This window comes from Pseudomonas peradeniyensis, from assembly GCF_014268935.2.
Taxonomy (GTDB): Bacteria; Pseudomonadota; Gammaproteobacteria; order Pseudomonadales; family Pseudomonadaceae; genus Aquipseudomonas; species Aquipseudomonas peradeniyensis.
Window position 1 is genome coordinate 547,789 of the sequence record NZ_JABWRJ020000004.1, and the last position, 24,268, is coordinate 572,056.

General features: G+C 62.9%; 35 protein-coding genes. 1 reads left to right on the top strand and 34 read right to left on the bottom strand.

The annotated features are described in order from the left end of the window. Positions 1–50: 50 nt before the first annotated feature. The 6 genes from HU751_RS22880 to HU751_RS22905 are packed head-to-tail and all read right to left on the bottom strand — an operon-like array spanning position 51 to position 5,793. The gene (locus HU751_RS22880; RefSeq protein ID WP_186733610.1) at positions 51–635 is read right to left on the bottom strand and encodes a tail assembly protein; all 585 of its coding nucleotides are present in this window, start codon (positions 633–635) and stop codon (positions 51–53) included. Then, positions 632–1,387: a C40 family peptidase gene (locus tag HU751_RS22885; RefSeq protein WP_186733609.1), complete on the bottom strand. Its 756-nt coding sequence runs from the start codon at positions 1,385–1,387 to the stop codon at positions 632–634. The genes HU751_RS22880 and HU751_RS22885 overlap by 4 nt, the downstream gene beginning before the upstream one ends. A gap of 2 nt (positions 1,388–1,389) precedes the next feature. Next, the gene (locus tag HU751_RS22890) at positions 1,390–2,139 is read right to left on the bottom strand and encodes a phage minor tail protein L (RefSeq protein ID WP_186733608.1); all 750 of its coding nucleotides are present in this window, start codon (positions 2,137–2,139) and stop codon (positions 1,390–1,392) included. Positions 2,140–2,146: 7 nt separating this feature from the next. After that, complete coding sequence (locus tag HU751_RS22895) at positions 2,147–2,485, bottom strand: phage tail protein (protein ID WP_186733607.1); 339 nt, start codon at positions 2,483–2,485, stop codon at positions 2,147–2,149. 2 nt (positions 2,486–2,487) lie between these two features. Then, the gene (locus HU751_RS22900; protein ID WP_186733606.1) at positions 2,488–5,313 is read right to left on the bottom strand and encodes a phage tail tape measure protein; all 2,826 of its coding nucleotides are present in this window, start codon (positions 5,311–5,313) and stop codon (positions 2,488–2,490) included. A gap of 54 nt (positions 5,314–5,367) precedes the next feature. Continuing rightward, positions 5,368–5,793, bottom strand: a complete 426-nt coding sequence (locus HU751_RS22905; protein ID WP_202892795.1) for a superinfection immunity protein — start codon at positions 5,791–5,793, stop codon at positions 5,368–5,370. 238 nt (positions 5,794–6,031) lie between these two features. On the opposite strand from HU751_RS22905, the gene HU751_RS22910 reads away from it, so the two are divergent. After that, a complete protein-coding gene (locus HU751_RS22910; RefSeq protein ID WP_028688995.1) occupies positions 6,032–6,295 on the top strand; it encodes a hypothetical protein in 264 nt (87 codons plus the stop codon). A gap of 122 nt (positions 6,296–6,417) precedes the next feature. On the opposite strand, the gene HU751_RS22915 is transcribed toward HU751_RS22910, so the two are convergent. The 28 genes from HU751_RS22915 to HU751_RS23050 all read right to left on the bottom strand — a co-directional run bounded on the left by HU751_RS22915 (position 6,418) and on the right by HU751_RS23050 (position 24,189). Then, positions 6,418–6,573 carry a hypothetical protein gene (locus HU751_RS22915; protein WP_202892794.1) on the bottom strand — a complete coding sequence of 52 codons (156 nt, stop codon included), beginning with the start codon at positions 6,571–6,573 and terminating at the stop codon, positions 6,418–6,420. Between the two features lie 101 nt (positions 6,574–6,674). Further along, a complete protein-coding gene (locus HU751_RS22920; RefSeq protein WP_225933375.1) occupies positions 6,675–7,190 on the bottom strand; it encodes a phage-derived protein YdaY family protein in 516 nt (171 codons plus the stop codon). A 56-nt stretch (positions 7,191–7,246) separates the two neighbouring features. Further along, positions 7,247–8,416 (bottom strand): phage tail tube protein, encoded by a 1,170-nt coding sequence (locus HU751_RS22925; RefSeq protein ID WP_186733605.1) that lies wholly within the window; start codon positions 8,414–8,416, stop codon positions 7,247–7,249. A 58-nt stretch (positions 8,417–8,474) separates the two neighbouring features. Beyond that, positions 8,475–8,882 (bottom strand): phage tail terminator-like protein, encoded by a 408-nt coding sequence (locus tag HU751_RS22930; protein WP_186733604.1) that lies wholly within the window; start codon positions 8,880–8,882, stop codon positions 8,475–8,477. Continuing rightward, positions 8,879–9,277, bottom strand: coding sequence for an HK97 gp10 family phage protein (locus tag HU751_RS22935; RefSeq protein WP_186733603.1), 399 nt, complete (start codon positions 9,275–9,277; stop codon positions 8,879–8,881). The genes HU751_RS22930 and HU751_RS22935 overlap by 4 nt, the downstream gene beginning before the upstream one ends. Continuing rightward, positions 9,277–9,663 (bottom strand): hypothetical protein, encoded by a 387-nt coding sequence (locus HU751_RS22940; protein ID WP_186733602.1) that lies wholly within the window; start codon positions 9,661–9,663, stop codon positions 9,277–9,279. The genes HU751_RS22935 and HU751_RS22940 overlap by 1 nt, the downstream gene beginning before the upstream one ends. Then, on the bottom strand, positions 9,620–10,651 hold the full coding sequence (locus tag HU751_RS22945; RefSeq protein WP_186733601.1) for a phage minor head protein: 1,032 nt from the start codon (positions 10,649–10,651) through the stop codon (positions 9,620–9,622). Before HU751_RS22945 ends, HU751_RS22940 begins: the two co-directional genes overlap by 44 nt. Next, the gene (locus tag HU751_RS22950) at positions 10,648–11,166 is read right to left on the bottom strand and encodes a DnaT-like ssDNA-binding protein (protein WP_186733600.1); all 519 of its coding nucleotides are present in this window, start codon (positions 11,164–11,166) and stop codon (positions 10,648–10,650) included. The genes HU751_RS22945 and HU751_RS22950 overlap by 4 nt, the downstream gene beginning before the upstream one ends. A gap of 51 nt (positions 11,167–11,217) precedes the next feature. After that, positions 11,218–11,604 carry a hypothetical protein gene (locus HU751_RS22955; protein ID WP_186733599.1) on the bottom strand — a complete coding sequence of 129 codons (387 nt, stop codon included), beginning with the start codon at positions 11,602–11,604 and terminating at the stop codon, positions 11,218–11,220. Positions 11,605–11,613: 9 nt separating this feature from the next. Next, entirely contained in the window at positions 11,614–12,543 is a 930-nt protein-coding gene (locus HU751_RS22960; protein ID WP_186733598.1) for a DUF2184 domain-containing protein, read from the bottom strand. 9 nt (positions 12,544–12,552) lie between these two features. Further along, a complete protein-coding gene (locus tag HU751_RS22965) occupies positions 12,553–13,005 on the bottom strand; it encodes a structural cement protein Gp24 (RefSeq protein WP_186733597.1) in 453 nt (150 codons plus the stop codon). Beyond that, positions 13,005–14,102, bottom strand: coding sequence for a DUF2213 domain-containing protein (locus tag HU751_RS22970; RefSeq protein WP_186733596.1), 1,098 nt, complete (start codon positions 14,100–14,102; stop codon positions 13,005–13,007). Before HU751_RS22970 ends, HU751_RS22965 begins: the two co-directional genes overlap by 1 nt. 8 nt (positions 14,103–14,110) lie before the next feature. Next, positions 14,111–15,430, bottom strand: coding sequence for a DUF1073 domain-containing protein (locus HU751_RS22975; protein WP_186733595.1), 1,320 nt, complete (start codon positions 15,428–15,430; stop codon positions 14,111–14,113). Then, entirely contained in the window at positions 15,430–16,716 is a 1,287-nt protein-coding gene (locus tag HU751_RS22980) for a terminase large subunit domain-containing protein (RefSeq protein WP_186733594.1), read from the bottom strand. The genes HU751_RS22975 and HU751_RS22980 overlap by 1 nt, the downstream gene beginning before the upstream one ends. After that, a complete protein-coding gene (locus HU751_RS22985; protein ID WP_186733593.1) occupies positions 16,703–17,164 on the bottom strand; it encodes a DUF2280 domain-containing protein in 462 nt (153 codons plus the stop codon). Before HU751_RS22985 ends, HU751_RS22980 begins: the two co-directional genes overlap by 14 nt. 31 nt (positions 17,165–17,195) lie before the next feature. Next, positions 17,196–17,804 carry a putative metallopeptidase gene (locus HU751_RS22990; protein WP_186733592.1) on the bottom strand — a complete coding sequence of 203 codons (609 nt, stop codon included), beginning with the start codon at positions 17,802–17,804 and terminating at the stop codon, positions 17,196–17,198. Between the two features lie 47 nt (positions 17,805–17,851). Then, positions 17,852–18,154, bottom strand: a complete 303-nt coding sequence (locus HU751_RS22995; protein ID WP_023379912.1) for a phage holin family protein — start codon at positions 18,152–18,154, stop codon at positions 17,852–17,854. After that, on the bottom strand, positions 18,151–18,540 hold the full coding sequence (locus tag HU751_RS23000; protein WP_046854952.1) for a putative holin: 390 nt from the start codon (positions 18,538–18,540) through the stop codon (positions 18,151–18,153). Before HU751_RS23000 ends, HU751_RS22995 begins: the two co-directional genes overlap by 4 nt. Positions 18,541–18,550: 10 nt before the next feature. After that, on the bottom strand, positions 18,551–18,814 hold the full coding sequence (locus HU751_RS23005; RefSeq protein WP_186733591.1) for a hypothetical protein: 264 nt from the start codon (positions 18,812–18,814) through the stop codon (positions 18,551–18,553). A 415-nt stretch (positions 18,815–19,229) separates the two neighbouring features. After that, complete coding sequence (locus tag HU751_RS23010) at positions 19,230–19,910, bottom strand: hypothetical protein (protein WP_186733590.1); 681 nt, start codon at positions 19,908–19,910, stop codon at positions 19,230–19,232. Continuing rightward, entirely contained in the window at positions 19,907–20,509 is a 603-nt protein-coding gene (locus HU751_RS23015; protein WP_186733589.1) for a recombination protein NinG, read from the bottom strand. The genes HU751_RS23010 and HU751_RS23015 overlap by 4 nt, the downstream gene beginning before the upstream one ends. Then, positions 20,509–20,907, bottom strand: a complete 399-nt coding sequence (locus HU751_RS23020; protein WP_186733588.1) for a recombination protein NinB — start codon at positions 20,905–20,907, stop codon at positions 20,509–20,511. Before HU751_RS23020 ends, HU751_RS23015 begins: the two co-directional genes overlap by 1 nt. Then, on the bottom strand, positions 20,904–21,137 hold the full coding sequence (locus HU751_RS23025) for a hypothetical protein (RefSeq protein WP_186733587.1): 234 nt from the start codon (positions 21,135–21,137) through the stop codon (positions 20,904–20,906). Before HU751_RS23025 ends, HU751_RS23020 begins: the two co-directional genes overlap by 4 nt. Further along, positions 21,134–21,895, bottom strand: coding sequence for a replication protein P (locus HU751_RS23030; RefSeq protein ID WP_186733586.1), 762 nt, complete (start codon positions 21,893–21,895; stop codon positions 21,134–21,136). The genes HU751_RS23025 and HU751_RS23030 overlap by 4 nt, the downstream gene beginning before the upstream one ends. Then, positions 21,892–22,671 carry a phage replication initiator YdaU family protein gene (locus HU751_RS23035; RefSeq protein WP_186733585.1) on the bottom strand — a complete coding sequence of 260 codons (780 nt, stop codon included), beginning with the start codon at positions 22,669–22,671 and terminating at the stop codon, positions 21,892–21,894. The genes HU751_RS23030 and HU751_RS23035 overlap by 4 nt, the downstream gene beginning before the upstream one ends. After that, positions 22,668–23,078, bottom strand: a complete 411-nt coding sequence (locus tag HU751_RS23040) for a hypothetical protein (protein ID WP_186733584.1) — start codon at positions 23,076–23,078, stop codon at positions 22,668–22,670. Before HU751_RS23040 ends, HU751_RS23035 begins: the two co-directional genes overlap by 4 nt. Beyond that, positions 23,075–23,398 (bottom strand): phiTE_015 family protein, encoded by a 324-nt coding sequence (locus HU751_RS23045; RefSeq protein WP_186733583.1) that lies wholly within the window; start codon positions 23,396–23,398, stop codon positions 23,075–23,077. Before HU751_RS23045 ends, HU751_RS23040 begins: the two co-directional genes overlap by 4 nt. Then, positions 23,395–24,189, bottom strand: coding sequence for a Rha family transcriptional regulator (locus HU751_RS23050; RefSeq protein ID WP_186733582.1), 795 nt, complete (start codon positions 24,187–24,189; stop codon positions 23,395–23,397). The genes HU751_RS23045 and HU751_RS23050 overlap by 4 nt, the downstream gene beginning before the upstream one ends. Between the last annotated feature and the right edge of the window lie 79 nt (positions 24,190–24,268).

Sequence of the window (24,268 nt, forward strand, 5' to 3'; positions counted from 1 at the left end):
CCATTAGGCGCGGGAAGGCCAGTCCTTCCGCTGTTTGTGAGGGTTTTTGGCTAGGCCTTGTCTTCGGCGTAGACCGATGCGGAGATGATCGCCCCGCCCCAGCGCCGATCACCGATGCAGATCGGGACCGGATTGCCGCTGGCGGTTGTGTTGTTCGCGCTGCCGAAGGCGTAGCTGGGCAGGTTCTCGGGCGCGGCGCTCTGTGACAGCCCCTTTGCCTGCGGACTGAGCATCTGGATAACGCCGCCAAGCGCCATGGCCGCCCCCATCTGCATTGCCCACGCCTGGCCAGTGAAAGCGCCGGCAACCACCATGACAACCCCTATGATGGTCTGCAGCATGCCGCCGCGCTTACTTCCGCTGATCACTGGAACGATCCGCAGCTCGCGGACACCGCCGCGCTCGAAGTGGTCAGCGCCGACGTTCTGCCTATTCCGGAATACCGCGAAACGCAGGCCCATGCCGTCCAGGCGCCGAATCTCCTCTTCGAACCCGGCCAGCGTTGCCTTCAGGGCCTTGAATGCCTCCCAGGTGTCTCCGCTGTCGAGCTGCCGGCAGTGGGTGCGACCGAACTTCTGGGCCAACGACCCGGACAGCTTGATGGTCGTCATTGGCTTGTAGGCGATTGCACTCATCGGGCCTCCTTGTGGCGCAGTATCAGGCGGGCGCGGTCATGCCATGGGCCGCCGTAGATGATCACCTCGGACGGCCTGCCGTACAGGTGGTGCAGCAGGAACGGGCCGGGGCCGTAAAGGTCGGCTTGCTCGCCGGGCAGCTTGGGGTCGCCGCCCAGATAGATGCCTGCGTGGTTAGGGTGCACCGTCCGGCCCACGGCCATGACGATCATGTCGCCGCGCGCCGGTCGGTCGACCTGGTAGAAACCGGCAGCCTCGTAGGCCTGCTCGTACAGGCTCGGCCCGGCGGCCTGCTCCCACCATCCGTCCTCCCGGGTGTAGGCCGGGAAGTCCAGGCCCCACTCCCGTTTGTACCAGTCGGCGCAGACCTGCCAGCAGTCCCAGGCACCGTGCACGAAGGGCCGGCCCAGAAGCGGCGTTTCGCCGGTGGGCGTGATCGTGCGCAGGTCGCCTTCCGGCCAGGACAGGATGTGCCACGGCAGCCCCGTGGCCTCGCACATTGCCAGGTCGCGCGGCGAAGGCCTGCTGGTGGCGTCCGGGTGCGAGTGCACGAGGCCGATCACCTGCCCCTGGTCTTCCGCCTCGGCGTACTGCTCCGGTGCGATGCGGAATTCCTCGGTCGGCTCGGTGGCCACGTTGGCGCAGGGGAAGTACACCTGCTTGCGGCCCACGGCCAGGATCAGCCCGCAGCACTCGCGCGGGTACTCCGCCGCAGCGTGCTTCTGCACGGTAGCGAGGATGTGTTTCAGCATGATCAGCTCCTGGCGATCAGGGAGACAGCCGGGAAGCCGCCGAACGGCAGCTGGTTGCCCTGGCCGAAGCGCGCGACACAGCCGGTGTCCAGGCAGCCATTGCACTGGTCCTTGGCCGGGTCGTCTGTGGGGTTCCCGTCGAAGTCGAAGTACGGCCCGGTGTAGCCGCAGTTCGGCCCGCGGTATCCGTTGGTCATGGACCAGTGGCAGAGCTGGGTCATCTGCCGGCCGATGCTTTCGCCGCCGACGTCGCCCGGACTGGCCAGCTCCCACGACACAACCGTGCCGTTCTCCGACACCTTCTGGTCGATGTACCAGACCTCGGTGCTCTCCTGGGTAGGGTCCGCCTCCGGGTTGCCGGCGGGGAAGTTCACCGGGTCCAGGTAGCGCTTCAGCGTCTGCCGGATCGTCAGCTTGAACTCGAGCAGGTTGTCGAAGGCCAGGCACAGGGCTGTGATACGGCCGTTGACGTTGCCGACCGAGATCGTCGGGCGCACCGCGGTACCGTCCGAGTTCGCCTCAATGCCCTCGATCTGCATCGGCCAGGCGTCGTACTCGTTGCCCTGCCACCAGATCGATTTTGCCGGCAGTTGGTCGGCATCCGCGCCGGCCGCTGCCAGCTCTGCGGGCGTGTGCGGGATCGCATGTCCGTGGAAGCGCAGGATGTCGGCACCCCAGTCCGAGCCGTCGAGCTCGAATAGCAGCACCTCGCTACCCGGCTGGAGCAGCTGGATGTCTTTGATCAGGGTCATTATGACCTCATGGGTGGAAGGACTGTCGGAAGGTGGCGGTCAGGGTGTAATAGTCGCCTTGGCCGCCGCTGACGCTTGGCGCCCCACCCAGGTACATGCCCAGCTCTCCCAAAGGAGGCGTCCAGAGAAACGACTTGGCGCCAGCGTGCAGGTCAAGAAACGCCTTGACCTGCTTAATGATGGCGCCACGCCCGCTGATGGAGATGTTCCACTCCTCGGACACGTTGTTCAGGCCGTCGGCGGTGATTTGCTCGTAGCCATCGCCGAACCTGCTCGACCTGGTGGCATAGTTCGTCGTCCCGGATGTCTGCGCGTGCACGCACCAGGTGAAGGTTTCGATGGCCATGGTTACCTCTTGTTAATCGCTCGCCAGATTGCGCCGCCGGATCGCAAGCCGGCCGCGATGGCTTTTTCCACCTCAGCCTGCGTGGCGGCCTGGATATTGCGTCCTGTTTGTTCCGGGCTTTGATCCGACTGGACATTCGCTGCAGCCTGGCCGCCGGCGTCTACCTGAACCGATATCGGAAAGTTGTAGGTCGCCGAGGCGGCAGGTGCCTGCTGAGAACTACCGACCATGCCTCCTGACGCATACCCCTTCTTGTTCAGCCGATCCAGGTGGTCGCGCATACCAGGCTGGCTCACCACCTCCTTGCGCACGACGAACTCCCCACCGTGGACAACGCCCTTCGGCTCGAACTTGCCGCCGTCCCCGGTGTAGCCACCAGTCGCGAATCCGTATTCAGGCGAATATCCGGCCGAAGAAGCGCCGAGCCTGGACGAGACTTCGCCCGCGCTTCCAGAGGCCATCCCGTTCGCACCACCACCGAACCAACCGCCGATCGCGCTGCCAGCAATGCTGGCGAAAATGCCAGTGGCGGCCTGACGAGTGGCGATGCGCGCCATGTCAGCCAGGATCGACTTGGTGAAGTCCGAGAACGAGAGCTTGCCGGAGATGGCGAAATTCGCCACCGCGTCCTCCATGGAACTGAAGGCGTTGGTGAAGAACGAACGCGACTGGCCGGCAACGTCACGGGCACTGTCCAGGTAGTCCTGGAACGCACCGCGCGCGCCGGCGCTCCAGCTGGATTGAGCCTGGTCCAGCTTGGCCCAGCCTTCTTGCTGAGCCGCGATGCGCTTGCCCAGGTACTCGCGCTCCAGGTCGATCTGCGCCTGCAGGTCCTGCCGCTGCTTCTCCCCCTGGGCGTTGGCCAGTTCGGTCTGCAGTTGCAGGATGCGGTTGTTGGTCTCCTGCTCAAGCTGCAGGCGTTCCTGCATCCGCGCCGCTTCCTTCTGGCCCATGCCCACTGCATCGGCCCGGGCGGCGTACTCCATCCTTTCGGTGGCCAGCTTGCGCTCCATCTGGGCGCGGTACTGCTCGGCCTGGGTCAGGCCCTGGGCGCCTTTGATCGCCGCGGCATAGTTCGTCGAGGCCTGCGCCAGCGCCTTTCCGTACTCCTCCTGGCTGATCTTGCCCTTCTTAAAGGCCAGGTCCAGCTGCTGCTGTTCCTTGGTCAGGGCGCGGGCGGCCTGGGATGCCGGGTCGTACTGCGCGTACAGGCGGGAGAAGGTGTTCTCAGCCTCGGCCACGCCGCGATTGACGTTCTTCGGCGCGTTCTTCTTCGCCTCCCGCTCCTTGATGTCGGCGATTTCCTTCTCGATGTTCTTGCGGGCAACCGCGTACTTTTTCTCTTCTTCGGCAGTAAGTCCGCCAGACTTCAATGCATCAGCTCTTGCCTTATCGAGATCAACCAGTTGCTTACTCAGCTTTTCTGTCTGAGTTTGTGCACTCTTGAACGTCGAGTTGATGACGTCCACGCCTTTCTTTCCGGCGTCGTTAACGATCCGCGTCGACGTACCTTCCCAAGCTTTCCAAGAGGCGTTGGCGATCTGTCCTTGAAGTTCAGTGGCACGCTTTTGGAGCGCCGCCATGCTTTGAGGGTTTATCCCCATAAGGCTCGATGCGGCAACACCGTTCTGGGCAATGCTCTTTTGTGCGTCAGCGATTTCCTTGTAGACCTCGGCAAGCTCCTGCTCTGGGGTTTTCTTGCGACCGACATCAAGCATCGCATCCCATGCCCGCTTTGCCCGCGACGCAAGGGAATCCCAGGCGCTCTCGAGCGACCCCAGGTTGCTCTCCATCTCACTGGCCCTGCTGGTCAGGGTTGAGGCATATGCCTCTGTCGCCACTTTTGCGGCGTCGATGGTCTTTCCTTGCTCCTGCAGTGCGGCGATGTTCGCGTACTGGGTCGCAGTGAGGAAATTCAGCTCCTCATCCAGCTTCTTTACTGCTTCTACCGGACTCTTGGCGATATCGTTGAACGTCTTGACCACATCCGATATGTCAGCGCCGGTTTGCTTCGACCATGCGAGGGAAGCCCTCGTGATCTGGGCGTACATCGGTGTCAGCTTATTTCCTGCGGCAGCGAGCTGCTCCAGGACCTCGGACGCTGCTCCGACTGTCGATTGCGTTCTAGCAACCTGTTCGGCCAGGCCCGCCAGTTCGTTGTAGCTGGTGCCGGCCGCATTGCCGTTCTTGATAATGGAATCCGTTAGTCGGTCCGACTCTTCCGAGCCCTTGTAGTAGGCAAGACCAAGCGTAGCGGCGGCGGCTGCCGCTACCGTGAACGGATTCACGAGGCCAAGGACATATCCGCTCAGAGCGCGTGCAGCCGGAATTGCGCCACCAAACATATCCTTGAGCTGCCCGCCCTGCTGCAGAAACACGGTGAGCGGTGCTTGGCCGCCCTGGAGGCTCACAGCAATATCGGTGAACTGCGCTGGCACTCCACGCAGCGCAGCCTGGTATGCCTTCGCGGACATGCCGGCCCTATTCATGCTCGTGGTTGTTTCACCAAGTGCGTCGCGCATCGTGTTGATACGATTGGTGTACTCAACGAAGGTATCACTCTCGACAATTCCAGCCTTCTTGTACTTGGCGAGCCTTTCCTGCATCTCGTCTAGACGACCCAGAGCTGCGACTGACGGGTTGATCTGACCGAGCAGCTGAGAAAGGGCCTTGCGCTGATCAGAAAGGCTTTCCGATACCCCTTCAGCGGACGCTGCCGCAGCATCCCCGGCCCTCTCCATTTGCTGCAGCGATCCAGTGAGGTCATCCGCATTTCGCTTCGCCCCGCGCGAGTCAATGGTTACGGCAAGGCGCGATTCTTGAGCCATCACTTTCTCCAGGCACAAAAAAACCCGCCGAAGCGGGTTCTTGATTGGTTTTGTTCAGCTCGCAGCAAGCTCGCTTCCGCAGTGCTTGCACTTGATTGCCTCAAACTTGACGTCTTCTGCGCAGAATGGGCAGGTCTTGGTTTGTACCTTTACCTCCGGGCGCGCAACTGTATCGCCTACCGGCTGAGGAGGAGTGCTTGCAGGTATCGTCTCTGGTCGCTTGAACGCCCACACCAGCGCGACGACCCATCCAAGCAGGGTCCAGCCCAGGAAGAAATTCACCAAGGCGATAGACGCAATATTTGTGTGCCCACGAAGCTTCGCCTCAATGGTTGGCAACATGTAAAGAAGTGGCACGGTCACCAGGCCTGAGAACACTACAAGGTGACCGAAGGCGTTCAATTCATCACTTGGAATAGAGCCCATGCTGACGCTGTACGCCGCGAGGAATGCGAGAACCACGAACCTCAGTGCAAACATTGTTCATCCCTGCTGAATGTATATGGCTTGATGCTAGCATTTCGGACCATGGCAACCAACACCATCTGCGCCAGCCGGCGCTCGCCGACAAAAGCCACCCTGTCCACCCATCCACCCTGGACGGAAAGCCAGTACATGGCCATGTCCGGGGCGTAGTAGCGTTGTGCCTCCCAACAAACCGCCCCGGCCCGTTGCCGGAAAGCCCATGGACTGGGGCACGACGACCTAGGAGGTCACTATGCGTGATGATGGCAAGCTTGATCCACTTGAAGGCCTGAGTTCGCCTTTTGCACTTGGCACCCTTTCCGCGCTCTTGGCCCTGACACGGGTCGTACAGATCCTAGCCGGCAAGGACAACGCCCTGATCGATAAGGCGATGGAGGCTGTGAAAGCACCCGACAACTTCACAGACCCTCAAACGAAGCGTGTTTTCGAAGGACCAGCCCAGCAAGTTGCTGCTATTGCCAAGGAGACTAGAGAGGCGATGAAGCAACGGTCTTGACGATATTGCTTATCATCGCCTCATGTGCATCAATCTGGCGCGCAACCTTTTTCTCTCTTTTCTCTTTGCGCGCCGGCTTACGTCGTTTTCTTTGCATATCCCTCTCCTGCGGCCTGGCCGCGTCAGTCGTTACTGTTCTGCTCCGCCCAGTTGGCGCGGAACTCTTCATCCAGGGCGAACACCACGGCCTCGAGCTCGTCGCGATCGATGGCGGTCGGGTGCCGGACCAGGTACTCGCTGACCATGCCTGCGGTGATCGGCGCCGGCGCGGCCATCATTCCGACGTACTGCCGTGACCTGCTGATCGCGTTGTAGGCGTCGAGCAGCTGGTCAGTTACCGGGTCAATCTCTGGGGCCTCCGGTACCGCGCCTACGCCGCTCAGGCGCTCGCGTTTCCAGCGCTTTTTCTCGTTCTCTTCGCCCGCCCAGTCGCGGCCCCATCGGTAGACGGCGAGAGCTTTCCCGCCGACTCCTTGATGCGCTCCTCGACGCGGTTGGCGATGTCGACGCCGGTGCGCAGGGCCAGGAAGTAGACGCTGGGCATCTGCTCGATCAGGGCCTTGCCGAGCTCCGGGGTGTACTGCGCCGGCTCGCCCGGGCGCTCGGCCACGTCGACGCCCTGCCAATCCTTGATCAGGTGGTGCGCCACCAGGTCCATGTAGAGCTCGTCGTCGACCTCGATCTCAGCCTGAGGGATCTGCGCAACGCTGAACTGCTTGGTGCCGACGCCGGCCTGGGAGTCGACTGCCGCCAGGTGGCGGTTGATCAGCGCGCGGTGCGATCGGTACACCGGGTCGGCGGCGGAGCCAACCAGGATCTTGGCGCCTGGGGCGAACTCCACCCAGCGCTGGCCGTGGAGGTCCAGCTCTGGCTTGCGAGCAATGGTGAATCCCATGGTCTTCCTCTGCGGTAAAAGGCCCGGCACGCACCGCAGGGCGCGCCGGGCAATGGTTACGCCGTGACGGTGATCGCCGCGGTGCCTTTCTTGGTGCCATCCGCGGTGCTGGTGGCGGTAATGGTCGCGCTGCCGACGGCCACACCGGTCACGACACCGGAGGCGCTGACAGTGGCCTTGCTCACATCGGAGCTGGACCAGGTGACGGCCTGGGTCGCGCCAGCCGGGGCTACGGTGGCAGCCAAGTTGGTGGTCGCTGCCACTGCCACGCTGGCGGTCGACGGGGCCACGGTCACGCCGGTGGGCGCCGGCGGTGCCTGGCGGCGGGTGATGGTCGGCGACACGCGGCGGGCGGTGTAGGTCAACTCCACCTGGATGATGTCGGTGGCGCCGCCATCCGGCCAGGACCCGCTGATCTCCATCTCCGGGATCAGGAAGTCGTAGGCGCCGTCGGCATTGCCCAGGGTGAACTCGAAGCTGATCGCATCGCCGGTCTGCTGCTTCTTCCACAGCTCGTAGGCCGTCTTGGCCCAGCTCAGGGTGATGCTGCCCGACGGCGTGAAGGTGGTCGGGATGATGTTGCCGGCGAAGGGGTTGCCGTTGCCGATGCAGCGCTGGGTCTGCACCGCATTGTCGAACTGCAGGTTGAAGGTATCGACGCAGACGTTGTTGTCGCCGACCTGGGCCCCGTTGAGCTTGAGGCCAGAGACATCCTTGAAGCCGTAGCGCCGCTGGAAGGCCTCGGCCACCGGCGTCAGGATGAAGTTGGTGTCGTCGTCCTTGTCCTGCCAGCCGGTCGCGGCGAAGGTGGTAGTCACCTCGATCTCGCCGTCGTTCGGCACCTGGATGTTCATGGTGGCGACCTGGGCGCCGGTGGCCTTGCCGGCGATGCCGACATCCGCGGCGTAGTAGCCCAGGCTGAAGCTGATGCGGTCATTACCCATGGTCAGGACGTTGTTGTCCCAATCCTTGCCGAAGCAGGACGCCATGAACTCGTCCAGCGCGCCGAAGCGCATCTTGGTGCCGACATCGCCGGCCACGTCCACGGTGGTCTGGGCGGTGCCCTGCGACATGCGGTCTTCGCCGATCTCATTGTTCTCGGCGGTGTTGTAGGTGGGCCCGACACCAAAGCTGGTACGCGTCAGTACGTTCCAGGAGCCCGGCGGGGTGGTGCCTGGCGTGACTTCACGAATCCAGGCGGTTGCAACCTTGGCACCACTCGACATGGCGTGATTCTCCTATCAATAGGCGTAAAAAAACCGCCATGGGCGGTGGGTGGCGGCCTCAGTAGGCCCGGTATGGAATGGACAGGTTGACCTGGTACCAGCCGTGGCCGTCATCGCCGATAGTGCTGGCAGATGCCGCGTAGCACTCGAATGGCCCGGCCGGGTCGCTGTAGAACTGGAAGTGCTCGACCAGCGTGTCGGCGGCCTTGGTGATGGCCAAGGTGCCCTTGTAGCTGGGCACAAACAGCTGGACGATGATGATTCCGGTGCGGCGCACGCAGGGGCCGATGCCGATCTCCTGCGCACTGGAAAGACCCGGCACATCGGCCAGCCTGGCCCAGATCGGTTTGCCGGCCGGGTCGAACGGTCCCTTGAGGGGGTTCGGGTAGTCCACAGCGTCAGCCGGGATACCAGCCCAGTGCTGCATGCGCCCGATCACGATGGCGCGGATCTGTTCGAAGGTCATTTGTTGAAGGCCTGTGTCGCGCCGTAGAAGGCGATGCCGTAGATACCCGCGGGCGCTTGCCGCGAGTGGCCGTCTTCGAGCGCGCCGGCGTATGCCAGGTTGTTCTGGATGAAGGTGACGGTGTAGGGCTCAAGGCCTGACAGCGCGCTCTCGCCCTTGGCGACTGTCTCCCGGCCGCTTTTGTCGTATTCGTCGAGGGAGTAGTACACCGGCGAGCCGATGCTGACGATGTTGTTGGCCAGGAAGCGCCCGGTATCCACAGGGGCTCGCAGTACGATCTCGCCAAGCATTGCCAGCGTGATCGACCGGTGCCTCTCGGCCAGGGCATCCTCCACCACTCCGATGAATGCCGACGGCGGCACGGTCCAGGCGCGCCCTCCTCTCTGCTTGGCCATCACGCCTTCCTCAGCTGAAGGTCATGGTGCACCCCGGCAGGGTCACCACCCACGCGCACAATGCGATATCCCTTCGCGGGTATGCCGAGGATTCCAACGTTGGAGATGGTTTCCACCAGGTGTCCGATGTCGGGTCGGTCGGCCACTTCGTTGGTGAGCGCGATCAGCTGGATGTCGCCGAACTTGATGTTCTGCCCGTCCACACGCTTCTCATCGTACTCATGAAACACTCCGCGCCCAGCGTAGATCACAGGCTGCGCAGTGGTTTCCTCGGCAACCGGATCGAAGACGCCTGGGCCCATGTACTCGCCAGTGAACGCGGTCACCGACTCCGCGAAGACGTCATCGAATAGCTCCCCGAAGATTTCCTGCATCTCGTCGCGCATAGTTCGCCCTTATGGTGTACCGGGCTTGGCACCGGCAATTCGCGGTTTCGTCCCACCCGGCGCCTAGGGACCGGTCGCCCGGGTACCGCAGGAGTGCGCCAGAGTTGGTGCTGAATGGCTCACCCAACGCCCGGGTCTGACCCTGCATGCCGGCGTGGCTGTTGCGCACCTTCTCGTCTCGCCTAGTCTCCCAGTCCTTGACGATGGCTTCCCGCGGCAGCCCGCGCTCGACCAGTTGCTCATACACCCGGTCCCGGCCAGCGCTGAACGACTCAAGCGCCTCGGTTCGGGCAATCATCTGTGCATGGGTCTGTAGCAGGCGGTCGGCGTAGCGCCCGGCGATGCGGTCTGCATCAGCGCTGTTGACTGGCGTACCCGCCTTCAGCGCCCGCATGACCATGGAGTCGAAGCGCTTGTCGCGGCGGGTGCGAGTCAGGTACTTGCGCAGCTGCTCAGGGTCACCGCTGCGCAACTGGGTGCGGGCATCGGCCACGTACTGTGAGAAATTGCCAGGCAGCCCTACCGTTCCGCCTGTGCGCCGCCCGGTCTGCTTGCTCACACGACCAGCCAGGTCCAGCGCGATCTGCCTAGGGCTTCTGCCGGCCTGCAGGCCAGAGGAAACCGTAACACTGATCCCGTCGATTTGATCCATGGCCATTTGCGCCTTCAGGGTGGCGATGCGCTGCGACAGCCACGACTGGGCTCCTTCGGCATTCACATCCAGCTCCTGCCTGCCCAGGCTGCGCGGCACGCTATTCGCCTCGACCTTGGCGCCGGCCATGAATCCCGACCGGATCAACTCCATCAGCGCGCCGAACACCCCAACCGTGAGCAACTCGCCCAGGGCGGATTCGTCTCGCGTCGCGATGAGGCGCTCGATCTCGGCGATGGTGGCCGCGTCCAGGGTTGCCCGAATCTGGTCGAGGTAGGCCTTGGCCATCGCTGGCTCCATGCCATCGATCTGCCGGATGAGTTCTGCCTGGTTCACACGACCACCACTGCTGGCAGCGGGCACCGCAGCACCATGATTGGTGCCAGGATGTCGTTGATGATGCCGACCACGGGCTTGTTGGGCTGGCCGTCGACATCATCAGGGCCGAAGAACTCGGTTTCCAGTGGGCCCACCTTGGCGCGTTTGACGGCCTTGGATGCCACATAGTCAGGGTTCAGGCTGCCAGGCTTCACCAGTTCACGCAGTGCGCCTTCATAGGAGGCCTGCTCAACCTCACGCGGCACCGAGCCTGAGTCGATTGGGTCGCCGTTTCGGTCCGTTGCGCCGGTGCGCGGCCATTGCAGCGCCTGGTCACGGCCACCGACCTTGCGACCGGGGAACGACAGAACGCAGCCGGTGACCGGCAGCTGGGTGCCAAGGCCGTCGATGTAGGCTGAGGCTCGCGCCAGTGCCGCTTCCTTGTCGGCCTGAGTAGCAGCCGCCCAGGCGGCATTGCCACGGGCCGTGTGGTAGGCATCTGCGCCCGCCACGGTACCGTAGTAGTCAGCCATCATCGCTCTCGAATAAGTGGGCGCCGGATTTGCCAGAACGCCCGGGGGTTGTTACTGGTGCTTGGCCAGTTCGGCCTGCAGCTCTTCCAGGGTGACGCCTTCACCCACGGCCACACCCTTCTCGGTGAGCTTGGCGATGATGTCGGCCTTGGCCTTCTCTTCTGCCTCAGCCAGGCGCTCCTGCAGGGTCTTGAGGCTGGAGTTCTTGCCAGCCTCGATGCCCAGCGCCTTCAGCTTGGCGATCAGCTCTTCCTTGCTGAGCTCGACAGGCTCGCCGCCCTCGACCACGAGCACGCCTGCTTCGACGTAGAACGCCAGGTTCTGGCGGTTGCTGTAGTCGACCCACTGCGGCACGTCGACGGTGCCGCCAGGAGGCACCACGGAGCCGTCAGGGAGGCCGATGGGGGTTTTGCTATGGGTGTTGGTTACCTTAGCCATGGGACCCCCTTAGATGCCGTCGGTGTAGCGGACTTCGGCAGGACGGCGAACGTCCACGCCGCCCAGGCGGAAGATGCCCGGCACTTCCCAGCGGATCGGGCCGGCCTGGTACACAGGCAGGAAGCGGTGAGGCATCGGGATGTGCATCTTCAGCACCGACGGGTCGCGACGGTAGCTGATCATGCGTGCGGTGTTGCCGGCGCCGGCGGTGTCCAGGCCGTTCAGGCCTTTGATCATCAGCGGGCGGCCGGTGGTGGCGGTGTAGACGTTGTTCTTCTGCAGGTAGGTCAGGATCGACTCCAGGCCCTGGTCGTTTACCTTGCGGGTGGCCAACAGCAGGAACTTGCTGTACGGCAGCAGCAGGGTGTCGGAGAACGCGGTGAACAGGGTGCCCTGGGCCTGCACGGTCAGTGCGGTGTTGACGTCGGCCAGGATCTGGTCGGCGGTCGCGGTGGCCCAGTTGCCGGTCACAGCGGTGCCAGCGGTGACGCCCGGGAAGTTGAACAGGCCCGAGAAGCCTTTCGACGAGTCGCCCAGCAGGGCAACGCGGTCGACCATTTCCTCATAGGCCCGGCGGGCCGCCATGGCGTCGTCAGCAGTCAGGTTGATGCCGAGCATCTGCGCCTGGCTGATCTCTTCTAGGCCGTAGCCGTAACCGATACCGGCCATATGGATCTGGGTCTCGAACTTCGACCGCTCGGTGCTGGCCAGCGGGATGTCATCGGCATTGCCGTTGATCCAGTCGGCCTTACCGACCTTGTCGGCCGAGTAGTACGTGACGGTCTTGATCCACTCGGGGGCCGAGGTGTCGACCGGAATCAGCTGCGGGTACTGGATGTCCGCATAGACGATTTCGTTCACCTGACGCTCGATGTACGAGGTCTGGGAGACCACGAAGCCCAGAGCGGCCTGAGCATCGAGGAGCTGAATGTGTCGCATGGTTTCTCCTTAGCCCAGGCGGACTTGAGCGAGTTGGTTGGCACCGGTGGTGCTGGTGTCGAAGCGGGCGTTTGCCACCAGGACGTTGTCGGTAGCGACGTTGGTCCACACACCGGTTGCCGGCACGAAGTACACCGGGTCACCAGCGGCGACCTGCACGGAGGCGGTCACCCAGATGGCGCCCTTGGTCATGACGCGCGCCGACTCGTACTGGCTGTACTGGTTGGCCTCGGCCTTGACCGAGCGATCTCGGACGCTGATGCCAACGAACTTGGCGGCGGTGTCGCCGGTGGTCGACGCACGACCTGCCTTGTCAGCAGTACCCTGGATGACCGGAACACCGAAGGCCAGCCCACCGGCCGCCTGAACGGTGCGGGAGATCAGGGTCTTCGGGATCATGTCCACGATCATGCCCGGCAAGCCGGCGCGAATGGTCGCGGTGTAGCTGGTTTGAACGGCCATTACTTGGCACCCCCTTTCCAGGCGTCGTTCAGACGCTGTTCGTAGGCCTGCTGGCCGTTGTCATTAGGCTTCGGCGGTTTGCCGTCCTGATTGATCAGGTGCTGGCGAACCGGGTCCTTGGCGGCATCTTCGACCAGCAGGTCGAACCGCGCATCGACGTAGGCATCGGTCTTGCCGGCGATGGCCGCGTCACCGATCTTGGCGATGACCACGGCCTTGCGGATCTCGGCATCGCTCTTCCCGGCGTAATCGCCGTCGTGAATAGCCTTGGCCTTGGCGATCAGGTCGCCGCGGGCTTTCACGCGCTCGTCGATCTGCGCATCGGTGATCTGCTTGGACTTTAGGTCGTCGATCTCGGCGTCCTTCTTGGCCAGGTCAGCGTCCTTAGCTGCCATTGCAGTGGCGTGCGCAGCCTCGGTGGTGCTGAGCTTGGTGGCGGCGTCGGCCAGGCGGCCTTGCAGGGTGGCGATGACAACGGCGCCCTGGTCGGTTACTTCAACCGGGATGCCGTCGACGGTAACCGTCTTCAGGGTCATGGGTCTTTCCTCGGGGGTTGGGGTGTGTTGTGGCCAGGAGTCGCCGATGCTTGCCCGGCTGCCGGCCCGCCCGCGCTGAACGATGGCGATGTGGTCGGCGATGATGTTGGTTTGCTTGGCCTGGTACTTGGTGCCGTCCGGGGCTTCCCCGTCCTCCCAGACCAGTTCGCAGCTGTAGCCCACGCTCAGCTCGCGCTTGCCGGCCTGAACCGCGGCTACGGCGTCACCGTCGGTGATCTTCAGGCCGATCTTCAGGTACTCGCCGTCGCGCAGCACCTCGTCGCCGGTCGTGCCCACCGCCACCTGCTTCCAGTTGGCGGCCGTGACCGGCTGGCCCGGGTGATCATTGGTCATCGGGATCTTGGAGAACGACTCCAGCGATCGCTTGGAGAAGACCTCCTTCTCGTCGCGGTAGACGTTCACGACCTTCAGGTCAGGCCGACCTACTTCGGCGCCCAGGTACTGCTGAACGCCGGTGCGCGCAGTGAGCGCAAAAGCTTCCAGGTAGCCGGAATCGTTCAGCCTGGTGTCGCCCAGGCTGACTGTGTCAGTGATGTGCATGGTTTACCTCAGGGCGTGGCCGGAGCGTCGTCTAGCTCTTCTTCGTCGGGCAGCTCAGAGCCGAACTCAGCGACCGCCGCCTCCAGCCCTGGCAGAACGCTCTGCTCGACAAGTAGCGTGGTAGCTGCCTTGCTTAGCGCGTCTTCCGGCCAGAGCTTCGTTTCGCCAAGGATCTTGACGGTCTCGGCCGTCTGCTTGCTGATCTCTGACCGCTCTTTTGCCGTCGGCTGCCAGAGGGGATTCCACACGTAGTGGATCTGGGCCGGCCTGGAGCCGAGCGCCGAGCGGATCAGGCAGTCATCTAGCAGCTTCAGGGCCGGGGTGATGTCTAGCTCTTGCAGCGCCTGGATGCGGTCGTAGTAGTTGCGTAGGTCAGCCTCACCGGTGGAGTTCAGGCCGGACGGCGACTGCCCGAGCAACCGGGTAGCCGGAATGTCGGCCGCACCGGATACGGCCTGCAGGAAGCGGTCGATGATGTCCGGCAGCGTGCCGAAGCTCGCCGACTTGGTCTCGTATTCCTCTTCCCTGTCCAGCAGCAGCGTGCCGTTGATGCCTTTGGCCGTGGCCGCCAGGGTGATGCGCTCCAGCACCTGCTTGCGATAGGCGTCGTCTTGCAGGCTCTGCATGAAGTCAGGGATGCGGATTACGTCGACCTTGGCCTCGAACACCAGGCTGGCCACGTTGGCCATGGTGCTGTCCGATTGCTTAATGGCCTCGAAGATCGCCTGCAGGACCGAGTCACCCCAACCGAAGATATTGGCCGGAGCCAGGTCGGGGTCGGGATGCTCTGCCCCGTTGAAGATCACCAGCCGCGAAGGGTGGATCTGCAGCTGGCTATCAGCCAGGCGGTACGCCTTTGGCTTGCCGAAGCGCTCCGACTGTGGATCCTGCTCGATCTCGGTGGGCGACAGCTGCCGACGGTTCATCACAGCCAGGTACTTGAGGCCCTCAGCCTGGATACTTGCCGCATTGAGCGGAGCTGCCGTGTTCGTCTCGCCTGTTCCAATGAAGATCGCCGATCCTCCGAAAAGCCTGGCCCGGGTAAGAGCCTGTTTGACCTTGGCACGAAGGCCAAGCCGAGCCTCCTCCGCTTCGATCTTCTCGATCTGCTCTTTGTCGGCCTGCCATGCCCGCCAGCGGCGCGTGCCGTCCAGGGCCGGGATGTCCACGATCTTGCGCGGCAGCCATGCGCCCCGGTAGGCGTTGATCAGCTGCTCATCGGTCAGTATCACCGGCGCATACGCCGAGCCCGATGCCTTGTCGCGCTCGGTGCCCAGGTTCGCCACCAGGTTCACCAGCTTGTCGCTGAGGTATCGGACTACGCCCATTAGGAAACACCTGTGAGGGAGTACTTGTTGATTGGGTACTCTTTGTGGATGAAGTAGCCGCCGGCGTCTGGCCGGTGGTCGTTGCCCTGTTTCTTGTCAGGCTCGCCGTTGTCGCCCCAGATCTGCTGCTCGAGGTCGTCGGCATAGGTCGGGCACTTGTCGGCGTTGATGCGGTAGCGGCGCTGCCCTGCTGCGTTGCAGAACATGGCGTTCATAGAGTTGATGCGATCCTTGACCGGCGGGTTTGCGCCGGGGGCCGAGACGATGAAACCTGCCTGCTTGAGCAGTGAGATGTCGGTCTCGCTGGCTCGGACGGACTTGCGAGAGTCGCCCGAGGCGTCGGGGTATACCCGAATCTGCCGCGTGTTACGGAACTCGCCATCGGCATACAGCCAGTAGCGCTCCTTGATCTGGCGGATCATGTCCGGCGTGTCGTAGCCGTTGATGATCTCGTCCACCGCGTGCGGCAGGCCCAGGCGCTTCACATGGACGATTGCCGACATCTTGCCGACGTTGAAGTCCATACCAATGAACAGAGCCTCGCCAGGCTGGATAGTCTCCTGGCTGCCGTTCAGCTTGCGGTCGTAGGCGGTGTAGATCGTCCCAGACGTCAGGTTGACGAACTGCCCGTTCAGGTAGGCCATGATCAACTGCTCGGGGTACGACTCCTTCAGCGACGGGATGTAGTCCGGCGGCAGATTTAACTCATTGTCGAACGTGCTGGCCTGGACCAAGCCGTACATGTCGTTCAGCGCCGGCTTCTCGCGCAGTTGCTTCACGAACTGCTGATAGACGAACTTGAACCCCTCCGGGGTCGTGGTGACGTCTACACCGTTCTTGAGCCCGGGTACGCTGTAGCGCATCCGGGCGATGATCTTGCGCCAGGCGTGTTCAGCCTTGAGCTTGGGCAGCACGTCGAGCTCGTCGACCAGGCCGTGCCCGATCTTGAAGCCCACGATGGTCTGCGGCTTCTCCATCGAGCGGCAGATGGTCGTGCTGCGGTACTGGCCGCCGCTGTAGAACTCGACCTCCTTGTCGCTCTCCTTCGTCTTGACCTTCAGGCCCCAGTCGAAGGCGACCTCCTCAATGGTCGGGAAGAAGATGTCGCGAATCTGCGGATAGGTCGGGGCGAAGTAGCCGGAGTTGATCCGAGGCCATTCCCACACGTGCTTGCAGATGCCAGCGCAGCCTACCCAGGTCTTGCCAGAGCCGAAGCCGGCCACGAAGCCGCGGAACTTGTGCTCCATCTGGAGGAAGCGCGCCTGTGGGACGTTAAGCGTCGGCATCTGGCTTCCTCGCGTTCACGACCTCGACCCTGATACTGGTCGGCACCGCGTTGTCCTGCGGCACGTCAGCCTTGGTCTGGCGGTTCACATAGACGTCGCCGACCTCCTTTGCCGCCTGCTCCAGCAGCTGGGCAGTCAGGGCCATGTTCTTCATGGACTCGGCCTTCTCCGCCATCCTGCCCAGCGCACGGAGGCGGTAGGCGCGGTGCGCGATCGGAATATCTGCCGTCTCGGTCGTGAACCGCTCCCGGCATGCATGGAACATTTCCACCCAGCGCTTTGCCAGACCGCGCCCGGCGTACTTGGTTGGGTCATGCCCTTCGCACACCTGGCGACTGACATCTACCCCGAATTCTTTCTTGACAGCCTCCACCACCTGGGTCGGTGTATCGAAGCAGGCCAGAGCCTGAACAATGAAGGCTTTGACCTCGCTTCGTAGTGCTGCCATTTGAATGTCGTCCGTCAGGACCTGTCAGGATTCAGGCCGACTTGAGCAGGCAGGTTCCGCAGGCCCTCGAAATGTTGATCTTGGCCACCTCGGGCGGCCTGCTTGCAGCTTCGATCAGCTGCTGTACGTCGTGGCTCGGGCCATAACGGCGCACCACCCCGACGAACTCTTCGACGTCATGGCCGCGCATCTCCAGCTTGGGCATGCCGTCATCCCCGAATGCTGGGGCGCCATACCTATCGAGCTTGTGCCCTATGTGATACAGCTCGTGCTCTATGAGGGCGCAGAACTCAGCCTCGCTGCATTGGGCGCAGTAGTCGCCGGCCAGCGTGATGAGGAACTCCGGCTCTTCGCCGAACCAGTCACGCATCTGCTGTTCCTGGCGCGCCTTCTGCCATCCGCCTGCGCGGATCATCATTTGCTCGGCCTGGCCGAGTACTGAGCGGCCCTTCTTGTTGAAGGCAGAGGAAGCCCACAGCACCCCGACATTGGCGTCGATCAGGTGAGCGTGGTCTTCGTTGTGAATGCCGCCGGTTGCGGCGAGGATCTCTCGCTGTATCCACTCCCACAATTCTGGAGCAGGCTTGAGGATTAGGAATGGCGATTCGAGCAGGTCGGCCGGCGGCATCGGTCTGCTCATGTTAGCTCCCGCGCCACGAAACGGCGCACCTACATTTTGTGGCGCGCTTACCGGCGCCGCGACTGATCGAACAGCCTGGCCACGTTGCCCTTCGAGCGCAGCGCCAGGATGAACAGGATCCCGAATATCAGGGTGCTGGGCACCGAGGTGACCGGCCACTGCCCGTACAGCAGGATCGCGCCGATGATGCTCAGCCACTCCTGGCCGAACAGGGATGCCAGGCAGAAGGCGCACAGGCTGGGCAGGAACTTGTAGCTCGAGCCGCCACGCCGGTACATGAACGCGATGACGAAGCAGATACCGCCGCAGAACCCGGCATGAGCCAGGGTGATGGTTTGGTCTAGGGTCATTGGCCCCCTCGCTTGGGGAACAGGCTGCCAATCGCTGCTGGCAGCTCGGTTACCCACTTCGGCAGTTTGCCGGTGTTGAACGACTCCAGAACGCTGATGCTCACCAGGACCGTGGCTAGGCCGCAGGCGAAGGCGGCGATACCGCTGGTCTTCGTCCAGGCCTGGGCCAGGATCTCGGCCGAACCGTAGTACCCGCCGATCCAGCCGACGAGCAAGTACCCGAGGCGTTGCCACAGGTTGATGTCCTTCGCCCAGAGGATGAAGAGCAGTGCGCCACCGAAGGCGCAGACAACAGCGTTGAGGTCGATCGTGGGGAGGCAGCTTGCGAGGGCAATGCCGCCCAACCCTACAACCGTGCAAGCTGCTGGGGTAGCGGCATCGGCCATGTTCAGTCCCTTAGTGTTTGTAGCGGAATGGCGCCGGGCCGCGGATGTCGAGGCCGGTGGCGAGCGCCCATAACGCGAAAAGGAGGATGCCAGCGCTCAGTGCGGCAGCCAGGAATGTGGCCCGGCGCTCCTGGGCCGAACCGTCGGGCCTCTTGAGGCCCTGAATGATGAAGACGCAGCCAAGGAAGACGTTGGCGCTGATGTCGCGGTGCAGGGCGTAGCTGGCCAGGGCCAGGGCGAATGCCAGGAGGCTCCATGCGGTTGATGGCTTCATGCGCTTTCCATTCCTCCCTGCTACGATCAAAGCCTCACCATTTAGCGAGCCATACCGACATGAGCGAAAAAGGAACACTCGTTATTTCATTCCGGCAGGGAGGCCGAGACCTGCAGATTGCTCAGGACATGGTCCCGATCCACGCATCCGAGGAGACCGTGTTGTACCACTTACTCTCCAGCTACCAAGGAGTTCGCATCGGAGTAGACGTGAACCCGGACGCGCGCGGAGTCGAAAGACTTCGACCTCAAGTTGAGGCGCTTGGAATCAGCGATGTAACCTGGAAGTTCGCATAAAAAACCCGGCTTTATGGCCGGGTTCGTATTTTTCACTCCTCAACACGCGCAGGAATGACAGGATGTAGCAAATTTACGACATGGCGACATGATATTGCAAGCACTTTTGAGGGCCTTTTTCATGCCGCCTCGCCGGCCAGCACGCCAACCGCCTCCAGCATGTGCTGAGCCTCGACCAGGGCCTCGTCCACCATCGACTCCAGGTTGTCACGGATCGCCTTGCTCCAGCGCTGGTAGGTGCGCTCGGTGAGCCCCTGCGAATCCCATGTGGTCATGTCGTAGTTCGACTCGGTAAGAACGATCATCTCGCCCGGTTTCGACTCGGCCATGGCTCGGGCATGCCTGTTCGCGCGCGCGACTGATTCGGCAGCCGCCTTGTTCCGCCAATCCCACTGCCCTTCCCTTTCGTTCTCGCGCGGCTCCGGCGCCTTTGCCTGCGTGACCTTGCGGGTGATGCCCTTGTACTGCTGCGGCACTGCCCAGGTCAGCACCGCCTGTTGTGTGAACCGGCGCGGCGCTGGACTTTCCACCACAGCCACCAGGCGCCCAATGGAATCGATTTTCCGCCCTCGGTGCGTGCTGTACTTCGCCACCAGGGCATTCCAGTGTCGCGGGCTGAGCTGGGCGTGCAGCAGCTTGTGCACGATGCAGTCAGCCAGCAAAGCGGCATCCTTGCCGGAGATCTCGCCCTTCTGCTTGGCCATCTGGACCCTCGGCTCGAAGTCGCAGCCGCCGGCGCTGTTGATTGTCTCGGCGGCGAGTGCACGCACCACCGCGGAAATGACGTTGTGGTAGTTCATGCTGCTGTCCTCTTGAGGTCGCGGAGCTTCTGGCGGTATAGGGCCTTGATTGCCTGCAGGTCTTCGATGGTCAGGCGCTGGGGCTTATGAGGCCCTTCGAGCCAGTCGACCCGGTCGGCGCCGATGCGTTTCACCAACCGGATACGGTACTCGACCGCGTTACCCGACAGGTTCCGGTTGCACTTCACGCACTGCCGGTGGACGTTCAGCGGCTCGAACCGCAGCTCCGGGCAGGCGCCGACTGACCGGTAATGGCCGGCGTCCCAGCGGCTGCCGGTGATGAGGTCGTGGTCGCTCGGCAGCGAGTCGCAGCTGATGCACGGCAGCCCGGCGTCCCGTTCGCGGATGTAGGCGTTGAACGCGGCTTGGGTTTCAGCCATGTGCTCGCGGCGGGTCTTCAGCTTCTCCCGGCGCTCCTGCAGGTCCTGGCGGGCCTGCTTGGTGATGGCCTTGGCCGCGATCTTCTGCAGCTTCGGGTCTTTGGCTATGGCCTTGGCACAGGCGATGCTGCACACCTTCTGTGTGGTCATCGTCGGCTTGAACAGCTTGCCGCAGCCTGGGGCTTTGCACTTCTTCGGTTTGATCTCCTTGGCCAGCATCAGTACTGCCCTCCCCACCGATCCGACTCAGTCCAGCGCACCCCGTGTTCGGCGCCGAAGGCGTGCATCACCTCAAACAGATCGCTGAACCACTTCTGCGACTGCTTGCGGGTCGAGACGCCCAGGACGACGAAGCCGCCGTCGATACCCGGCACCGCGTCCTGCTTCTGCACCGCGGCGCTGAAGATGTGCTTCCAGTCCTCGTCGGTGAGCTTGCGGCCATACCACTCCACCTGCTGGGAGACGTCGCGGAGCATTGCCCACATCTTCCGGTTGCAGACGTCGGGACGCTTCTCGTCCTTGATGACCACCACCTTTGGCTTGGTCAGGTCTATAGCGTGCAGGGCGCCGTAGAGGCGGTTGAGGTCCTGGGTGCTGCGAATGGCGAACTCGGTCATGGCTTCTCCTTGCGGCAGTCGTTGCAGCCAGGCCGGCAGATCCACTCCGGCATGGGGTCGCCTTCTCGGCGCTCGATCCGCTCCACGGCGTCGCCGCGGCGTACGCAGCCGGCCACGAACTTGGCGGTGCTCTTCTCGTACCCCTTGTCGTCCCAGCACGCAGCAGAGACCTTTCCGCAGTCCCGGCGAGCGATGTACTGGTGACCCAGGAATTTGCGTTGCTCGGTCATACGCCCTCCCCGGCCGGCTGCCCGGCGCGCTTGATGTTCAACTTGGCCAGCAGGTGTGCACGGCACGCGGCGGCGCTGGTTGGGATTTGCTGGATCTCCAGCAGGCGGACCTGGCGCTGGGCGGCGTATTCGTCAGCGAGCTGGGCCAGACCCTTCTGGCTGTCGTGGCCAATGCCGGTGGCGATATCGCCCAGTGGCTCGCCGGCCACCAGCATCCGGATCGTGATGTCGTAGGCCCGCGCAAACACCTTCTCTGCCCGCTCCACCTCCATCGACCCCAGGTTCTGCGCCTCGCACTGCAGGGCCGCGTGGCGCACCGCTGCGTGCGACCAGGTGCGGGAACCTGCCCTGCTGGGGTGGAAGTTCTCCAGCGCCTCTGCCAGGGCCCGCGCAAGCGGCGGAATGCCCATCTCTTCTGGAGTCGGCTGGCACAGCTTGATGAACTTGCCGCTGCTCGGTGCGAAATCGGTACCCAGCACCCGGCACTTCTGGATGCCGAAGCGGATCTGCTCGAGCGTGTTGATGCCCGCGGCGACGAAGGACTTGATCCAGCTGCGCTTGGCAGCCTTCAGGGCCTCGTCATCCGGCCAGGCCTGCTTCCACGCTGGGAAGATGGCCTGCAACTCCTTGAACAGCGCGTTGACCACTTCGGTGGTGCCGGGGTCCAGCTGCTTGACCGGGGCCTGCACCTCGGCGGGCAGATTGCGGGCCGTGGCCATGATCTGCGTGACGCTTCTCAGCTTTGGTTGTGCGCTCATAAGGCCCCCAGGTCATCAGCCCAGCTGGTGTCGTTGAAGTCGGGACCGTTGCGGCGCTGGCCCTGCTGGGCACCAGGCAGCACCTTCTCCGGGAACAGGCCGGTCCAGCCGTTGCTGATGGACTGGTTGATCACGGCGTCTGCTGCGTGGTGCTTGGCCAGCTGGGCGGCCTGGCGCTCGCACGACGTCTTGGTCAGGCGCTTGCCGATTTCCTTGCGGTGCTGGCACCAATCAGCCCATACGGCGTCGCTGACGTTTGCCGGCTTTGCAGTCATCGGATCGAACTTAGGAGCCTTCTTCGGAGCCGCAGGAGCGTCAGCGACTGGCTTCTTAGGTTCTTTGATGGTTCTTTGATGGTTAATTGATGGATTGGGTGCAGCTCCTGCACCCCGTTCTGTCGTGGTTTGCACCCCGTTCTGTCGTGAGCTGCACCCCGTTGTGTCTTCATTTGCACCCCGTTCGGAACCGGGTGCAGCTGTTGCACCCCGTTCTACGCACAAGTCGTAGACGGTCGGGCGGCGGTCGTGACGGTCGATGTAGGCGCCGGCAATGGCCTGATTTCCAAGGCGAATCACGCCGATCTCCAGCAGGTGATCGAGCTTGTACTTCACCGTGCGGATAGACAGGCCGGTGTCATCGCTGATGCTGGCGGAGGACGGAAAAGCCCCTCGGCCGTTCTTGTCGGCATAGTTGGCCAGGACCAGCAGCACGTAGCGCGCAGTGGCGTCTACGATGTCGCGCTGCTCCAAGGCCCAGGACATGGATTGGACGCTCATTGGCCGCACTCCTTGGCCATGGCCGCGTCGATACGGCGGTCGAGAATTTCCTGAGTGCTCAGAAAATCATGGCCATCCAATGGAAGGCTTTTCTGACGCAGCCAGCTGTACCGCTCGGCGTCCTTGCGCAGCGCGTCGTTTTCCGCGAGCAGCGCCAGAACCGCGGACCTCGCGGAACATACGAACTCAGCGAATTCTCTGGTGCAGATGCTCACGTATTCAGTGCCGTCGTATTCTTCGCCATCAATGGTGAAGGGCTGCCCGTACACGCTGTAAAAACCCGTTGAGCCTCCGCCAAGAGATTCGCCAGACGGGCCATTGAAGAACGGCTGAGTGTTGCTGTCCCAGTCCAGATCAGATGGGAACGCCTCAGCCAGCGCTTTCAGCTTTTGCTTATCGATGGTCATGGTGCCACCTTGAGACCAGCGGCCTCGATGGCGGCACGAACATCAGGAATGCGAGCGAGCCCCACAGGATCGTGCTCTGGAGCTTCGTAGGCAAGCTCGATCACTGAGCCCAAGTGCTCGGTCAGGCCTTCGTATGCGCACGCCGATGGCAGCTCAACCACCACGGTTGAACGTGATGCTTGCCAGGCCCATGCGGCAGCCTTGAGCATCGCGGCTGCATCGTCGTTGGCGGTGGCGGTCATCTCGCCGAAGCCAAACTCTGCGCGGAACGCGGTCAGGAACTCGGATTTCATGTCATCTGTCATGTCGTGGATGCTCATGCCGCACCCCGCACGGCTTTGTCGTGGGTGTGCAGGCCGTCCCAGTTCTTCTTCATGGGCAGCTCTCCGGCCAGGTACAGCTCGTACAGGCGCACGGCGCCCTTGCGCAGGAGGATCGGTGTGTAGCTGATGAACGCCTCTTTCCCGTGCGGAGTGATCTCCTGCTGGTGCTCGGTCATGTACTTGTCGCGGGCATAGGCGGCGACGCGGTACCGGGTGCCGGACTTGCTCTCGTTGTAGAGCCAGTTGCGGCCTTCAAGGAAGTGACCCACCTGCATCACGTTGACCCCATTCAGGCCTTTGCAGAACTGAACGTGACTCATGCCTTCCTTGAACAGGTTCTCCAGGTGGTCGATCTTCTTGGCCTGGGCCTCGACCTGGACGGTGAGCAGGACGCGGGCTTTCTCCGACTCCAGGGCCATCTGGAGGATTTCCAGCTTGCTGAGGTCGGCAGGCATCGGCTTCGATACCTGGGTCTCCAGCTGCTGCCAGCGGTCCACCAGCGCGGCGGTGAATTCGGGCGACAGCTGGGCGACGACCACGAAGCTGTCGCGCTTTCCGATCAGGTACTGCTTGATGCAAAGCGGGCCAGGCCCCGGATTAGGGACTTCCTCAAACTGAGGGAGTCCGATCAGGCCTTTGGCGTGAAGGGATTCGATGGTCCGCCAGACATTGTCGTGGCGTTTTTGAGTGACCTCGGCAATCTCCCGCGACGACATGCGCGCCACAGAATCGTGGTTCGCATTTTGTGGCGCGGGCCGATTGAGGGCCTGTACACTTGGGGTCTGCATGTGCATAATTGGTCTCACTTATGTGATGTTGCAGATAGCCGGGCCGCAATCCCGGCTTTTTTGTGCCTGTCTCCAGGGC

What these genes read in the sequence shown, in the direction of transcription:
- HU751_RS22880 (WP_186733610.1), bottom strand. Translation starts at nt 635, where the DNA reads ATGAGTGCAATCGCCTACAAGCCAATGACGACCATCAAGCTGTCCGGG.
- HU751_RS22885 (WP_186733609.1), bottom strand. Translation starts at nt 1,387, where the DNA reads ATGCTGAAACACATCCTCGCTACCGTGCAGAAGCACGCTGCGGCGGAG.
- HU751_RS22890 (WP_186733608.1), bottom strand. Translation starts at nt 2,139, where the DNA reads ATGACCCTGATCAAAGACATCCAGCTGCTCCAGCCGGGTAGCGAGGTG.
- HU751_RS22895 (WP_186733607.1), bottom strand. Translation starts at nt 2,485, where the DNA reads ATGGCCATCGAAACCTTCACCTGGTGCGTGCACGCGCAGACATCCGGG.
- HU751_RS22900 (WP_186733606.1), bottom strand. Translation starts at nt 5,313, where the DNA reads ATGGCTCAAGAATCGCGCCTTGCCGTAACCATTGACTCGCGCGGGGCG.
- HU751_RS22905 (WP_202892795.1), bottom strand. Translation starts at nt 5,793, where the DNA reads ATGTTTGCACTGAGGTTCGTGGTTCTCGCATTCCTCGCGGCGTACAGC.
- HU751_RS22910 (WP_028688995.1), top strand. Translation starts at nt 6,032, where the DNA reads ATGCGTGATGATGGCAAGCTTGATCCACTTGAAGGCCTGAGTTCGCCT.
- HU751_RS22915 (WP_202892794.1), bottom strand. Translation starts at nt 6,573, where the DNA reads ATGATGGCCGCGCCGGCGCCGATCACCGCAGGCATGGTCAGCGAGTAC.
- HU751_RS22920 (WP_225933375.1), bottom strand. Translation starts at nt 7,190, where the DNA reads ATGGGATTCACCATTGCTCGCAAGCCAGAGCTGGACCTCCACGGCCAG.
- HU751_RS22925 (WP_186733605.1), bottom strand. Translation starts at nt 8,416, where the DNA reads ATGTCGAGTGGTGCCAAGGTTGCAACCGCCTGGATTCGTGAAGTCACG.
- HU751_RS22930 (WP_186733604.1), bottom strand. Translation starts at nt 8,882, where the DNA reads ATGACCTTCGAACAGATCCGCGCCATCGTGATCGGGCGCATGCAGCAC.
- HU751_RS22935 (WP_186733603.1), bottom strand. Translation starts at nt 9,277, where the DNA reads ATGGCCAAGCAGAGAGGAGGGCGCGCCTGGACCGTGCCGCCGTCGGCA.
- HU751_RS22940 (WP_186733602.1), bottom strand. Translation starts at nt 9,663, where the DNA reads ATGCGCGACGAGATGCAGGAAATCTTCGGGGAGCTATTCGATGACGTC.
- HU751_RS22950 (WP_186733600.1), bottom strand. Translation starts at nt 11,166, where the DNA reads ATGGCTGACTACTACGGTACCGTGGCGGGCGCAGATGCCTACCACACG.
- HU751_RS22955 (WP_186733599.1), bottom strand. Translation starts at nt 11,604, where the DNA reads ATGGCTAAGGTAACCAACACCCATAGCAAAACCCCCATCGGCCTCCCT.
- HU751_RS22960 (WP_186733598.1), bottom strand. Translation starts at nt 12,543, where the DNA reads ATGCGACACATTCAGCTCCTCGATGCTCAGGCCGCTCTGGGCTTCGTG.
- HU751_RS22965 (WP_186733597.1), bottom strand. Translation starts at nt 13,005, where the DNA reads ATGGCCGTTCAAACCAGCTACACCGCGACCATTCGCGCCGGCTTGCCG.
- HU751_RS22970 (WP_186733596.1), bottom strand. Translation starts at nt 14,102, where the DNA reads ATGCACATCACTGACACAGTCAGCCTGGGCGACACCAGGCTGAACGAT.
- HU751_RS22975 (WP_186733595.1), bottom strand. Translation starts at nt 15,430, where the DNA reads ATGGGCGTAGTCCGATACCTCAGCGACAAGCTGGTGAACCTGGTGGCG.
- HU751_RS22980 (WP_186733594.1), bottom strand. Translation starts at nt 16,716, where the DNA reads ATGCCGACGCTTAACGTCCCACAGGCGCGCTTCCTCCAGATGGAGCAC.
- HU751_RS22985 (WP_186733593.1), bottom strand. Translation starts at nt 17,164, where the DNA reads ATGGCAGCACTACGAAGCGAGGTCAAAGCCTTCATTGTTCAGGCTCTG.
- HU751_RS22990 (WP_186733592.1), bottom strand. Translation starts at nt 17,804, where the DNA reads ATGAGCAGACCGATGCCGCCGGCCGACCTGCTCGAATCGCCATTCCTA.
- HU751_RS22995 (WP_023379912.1), bottom strand. Translation starts at nt 18,154, where the DNA reads ATGACCCTAGACCAAACCATCACCCTGGCTCATGCCGGGTTCTGCGGC.
- HU751_RS23000 (WP_046854952.1), bottom strand. Translation starts at nt 18,540, where the DNA reads ATGGCCGATGCCGCTACCCCAGCAGCTTGCACGGTTGTAGGGTTGGGC.
- HU751_RS23005 (WP_186733591.1), bottom strand. Translation starts at nt 18,814, where the DNA reads ATGAAGCCATCAACCGCATGGAGCCTCCTGGCATTCGCCCTGGCCCTG.
- HU751_RS23010 (WP_186733590.1), bottom strand. Translation starts at nt 19,910, where the DNA reads ATGAACTACCACAACGTCATTTCCGCGGTGGTGCGTGCACTCGCCGCC.
- HU751_RS23015 (WP_186733589.1), bottom strand. Translation starts at nt 20,509, where the DNA reads ATGCTGGCCAAGGAGATCAAACCGAAGAAGTGCAAAGCCCCAGGCTGC.
- HU751_RS23020 (WP_186733588.1), bottom strand. Translation starts at nt 20,907, where the DNA reads ATGACCGAGTTCGCCATTCGCAGCACCCAGGACCTCAACCGCCTCTAC.
- HU751_RS23025 (WP_186733587.1), bottom strand. Translation starts at nt 21,137, where the DNA reads ATGACCGAGCAACGCAAATTCCTGGGTCACCAGTACATCGCTCGCCGG.
- HU751_RS23030 (WP_186733586.1), bottom strand. Translation starts at nt 21,895, where the DNA reads ATGAGCGCACAACCAAAGCTGAGAAGCGTCACGCAGATCATGGCCACG.
- HU751_RS23035 (WP_186733585.1), bottom strand. Translation starts at nt 22,671, where the DNA reads ATGAGCGTCCAATCCATGTCCTGGGCCTTGGAGCAGCGCGACATCGTA.
- HU751_RS23040 (WP_186733584.1), bottom strand. Translation starts at nt 23,078, where the DNA reads ATGACCATCGATAAGCAAAAGCTGAAAGCGCTGGCTGAGGCGTTCCCA.
- HU751_RS23045 (WP_186733583.1), bottom strand. Translation starts at nt 23,398, where the DNA reads ATGAGCATCCACGACATGACAGATGACATGAAATCCGAGTTCCTGACC.
- HU751_RS23050 (WP_186733582.1), bottom strand. Translation starts at nt 24,189, where the DNA reads ATGCAGACCCCAAGTGTACAGGCCCTCAATCGGCCCGCGCCACAAAAT.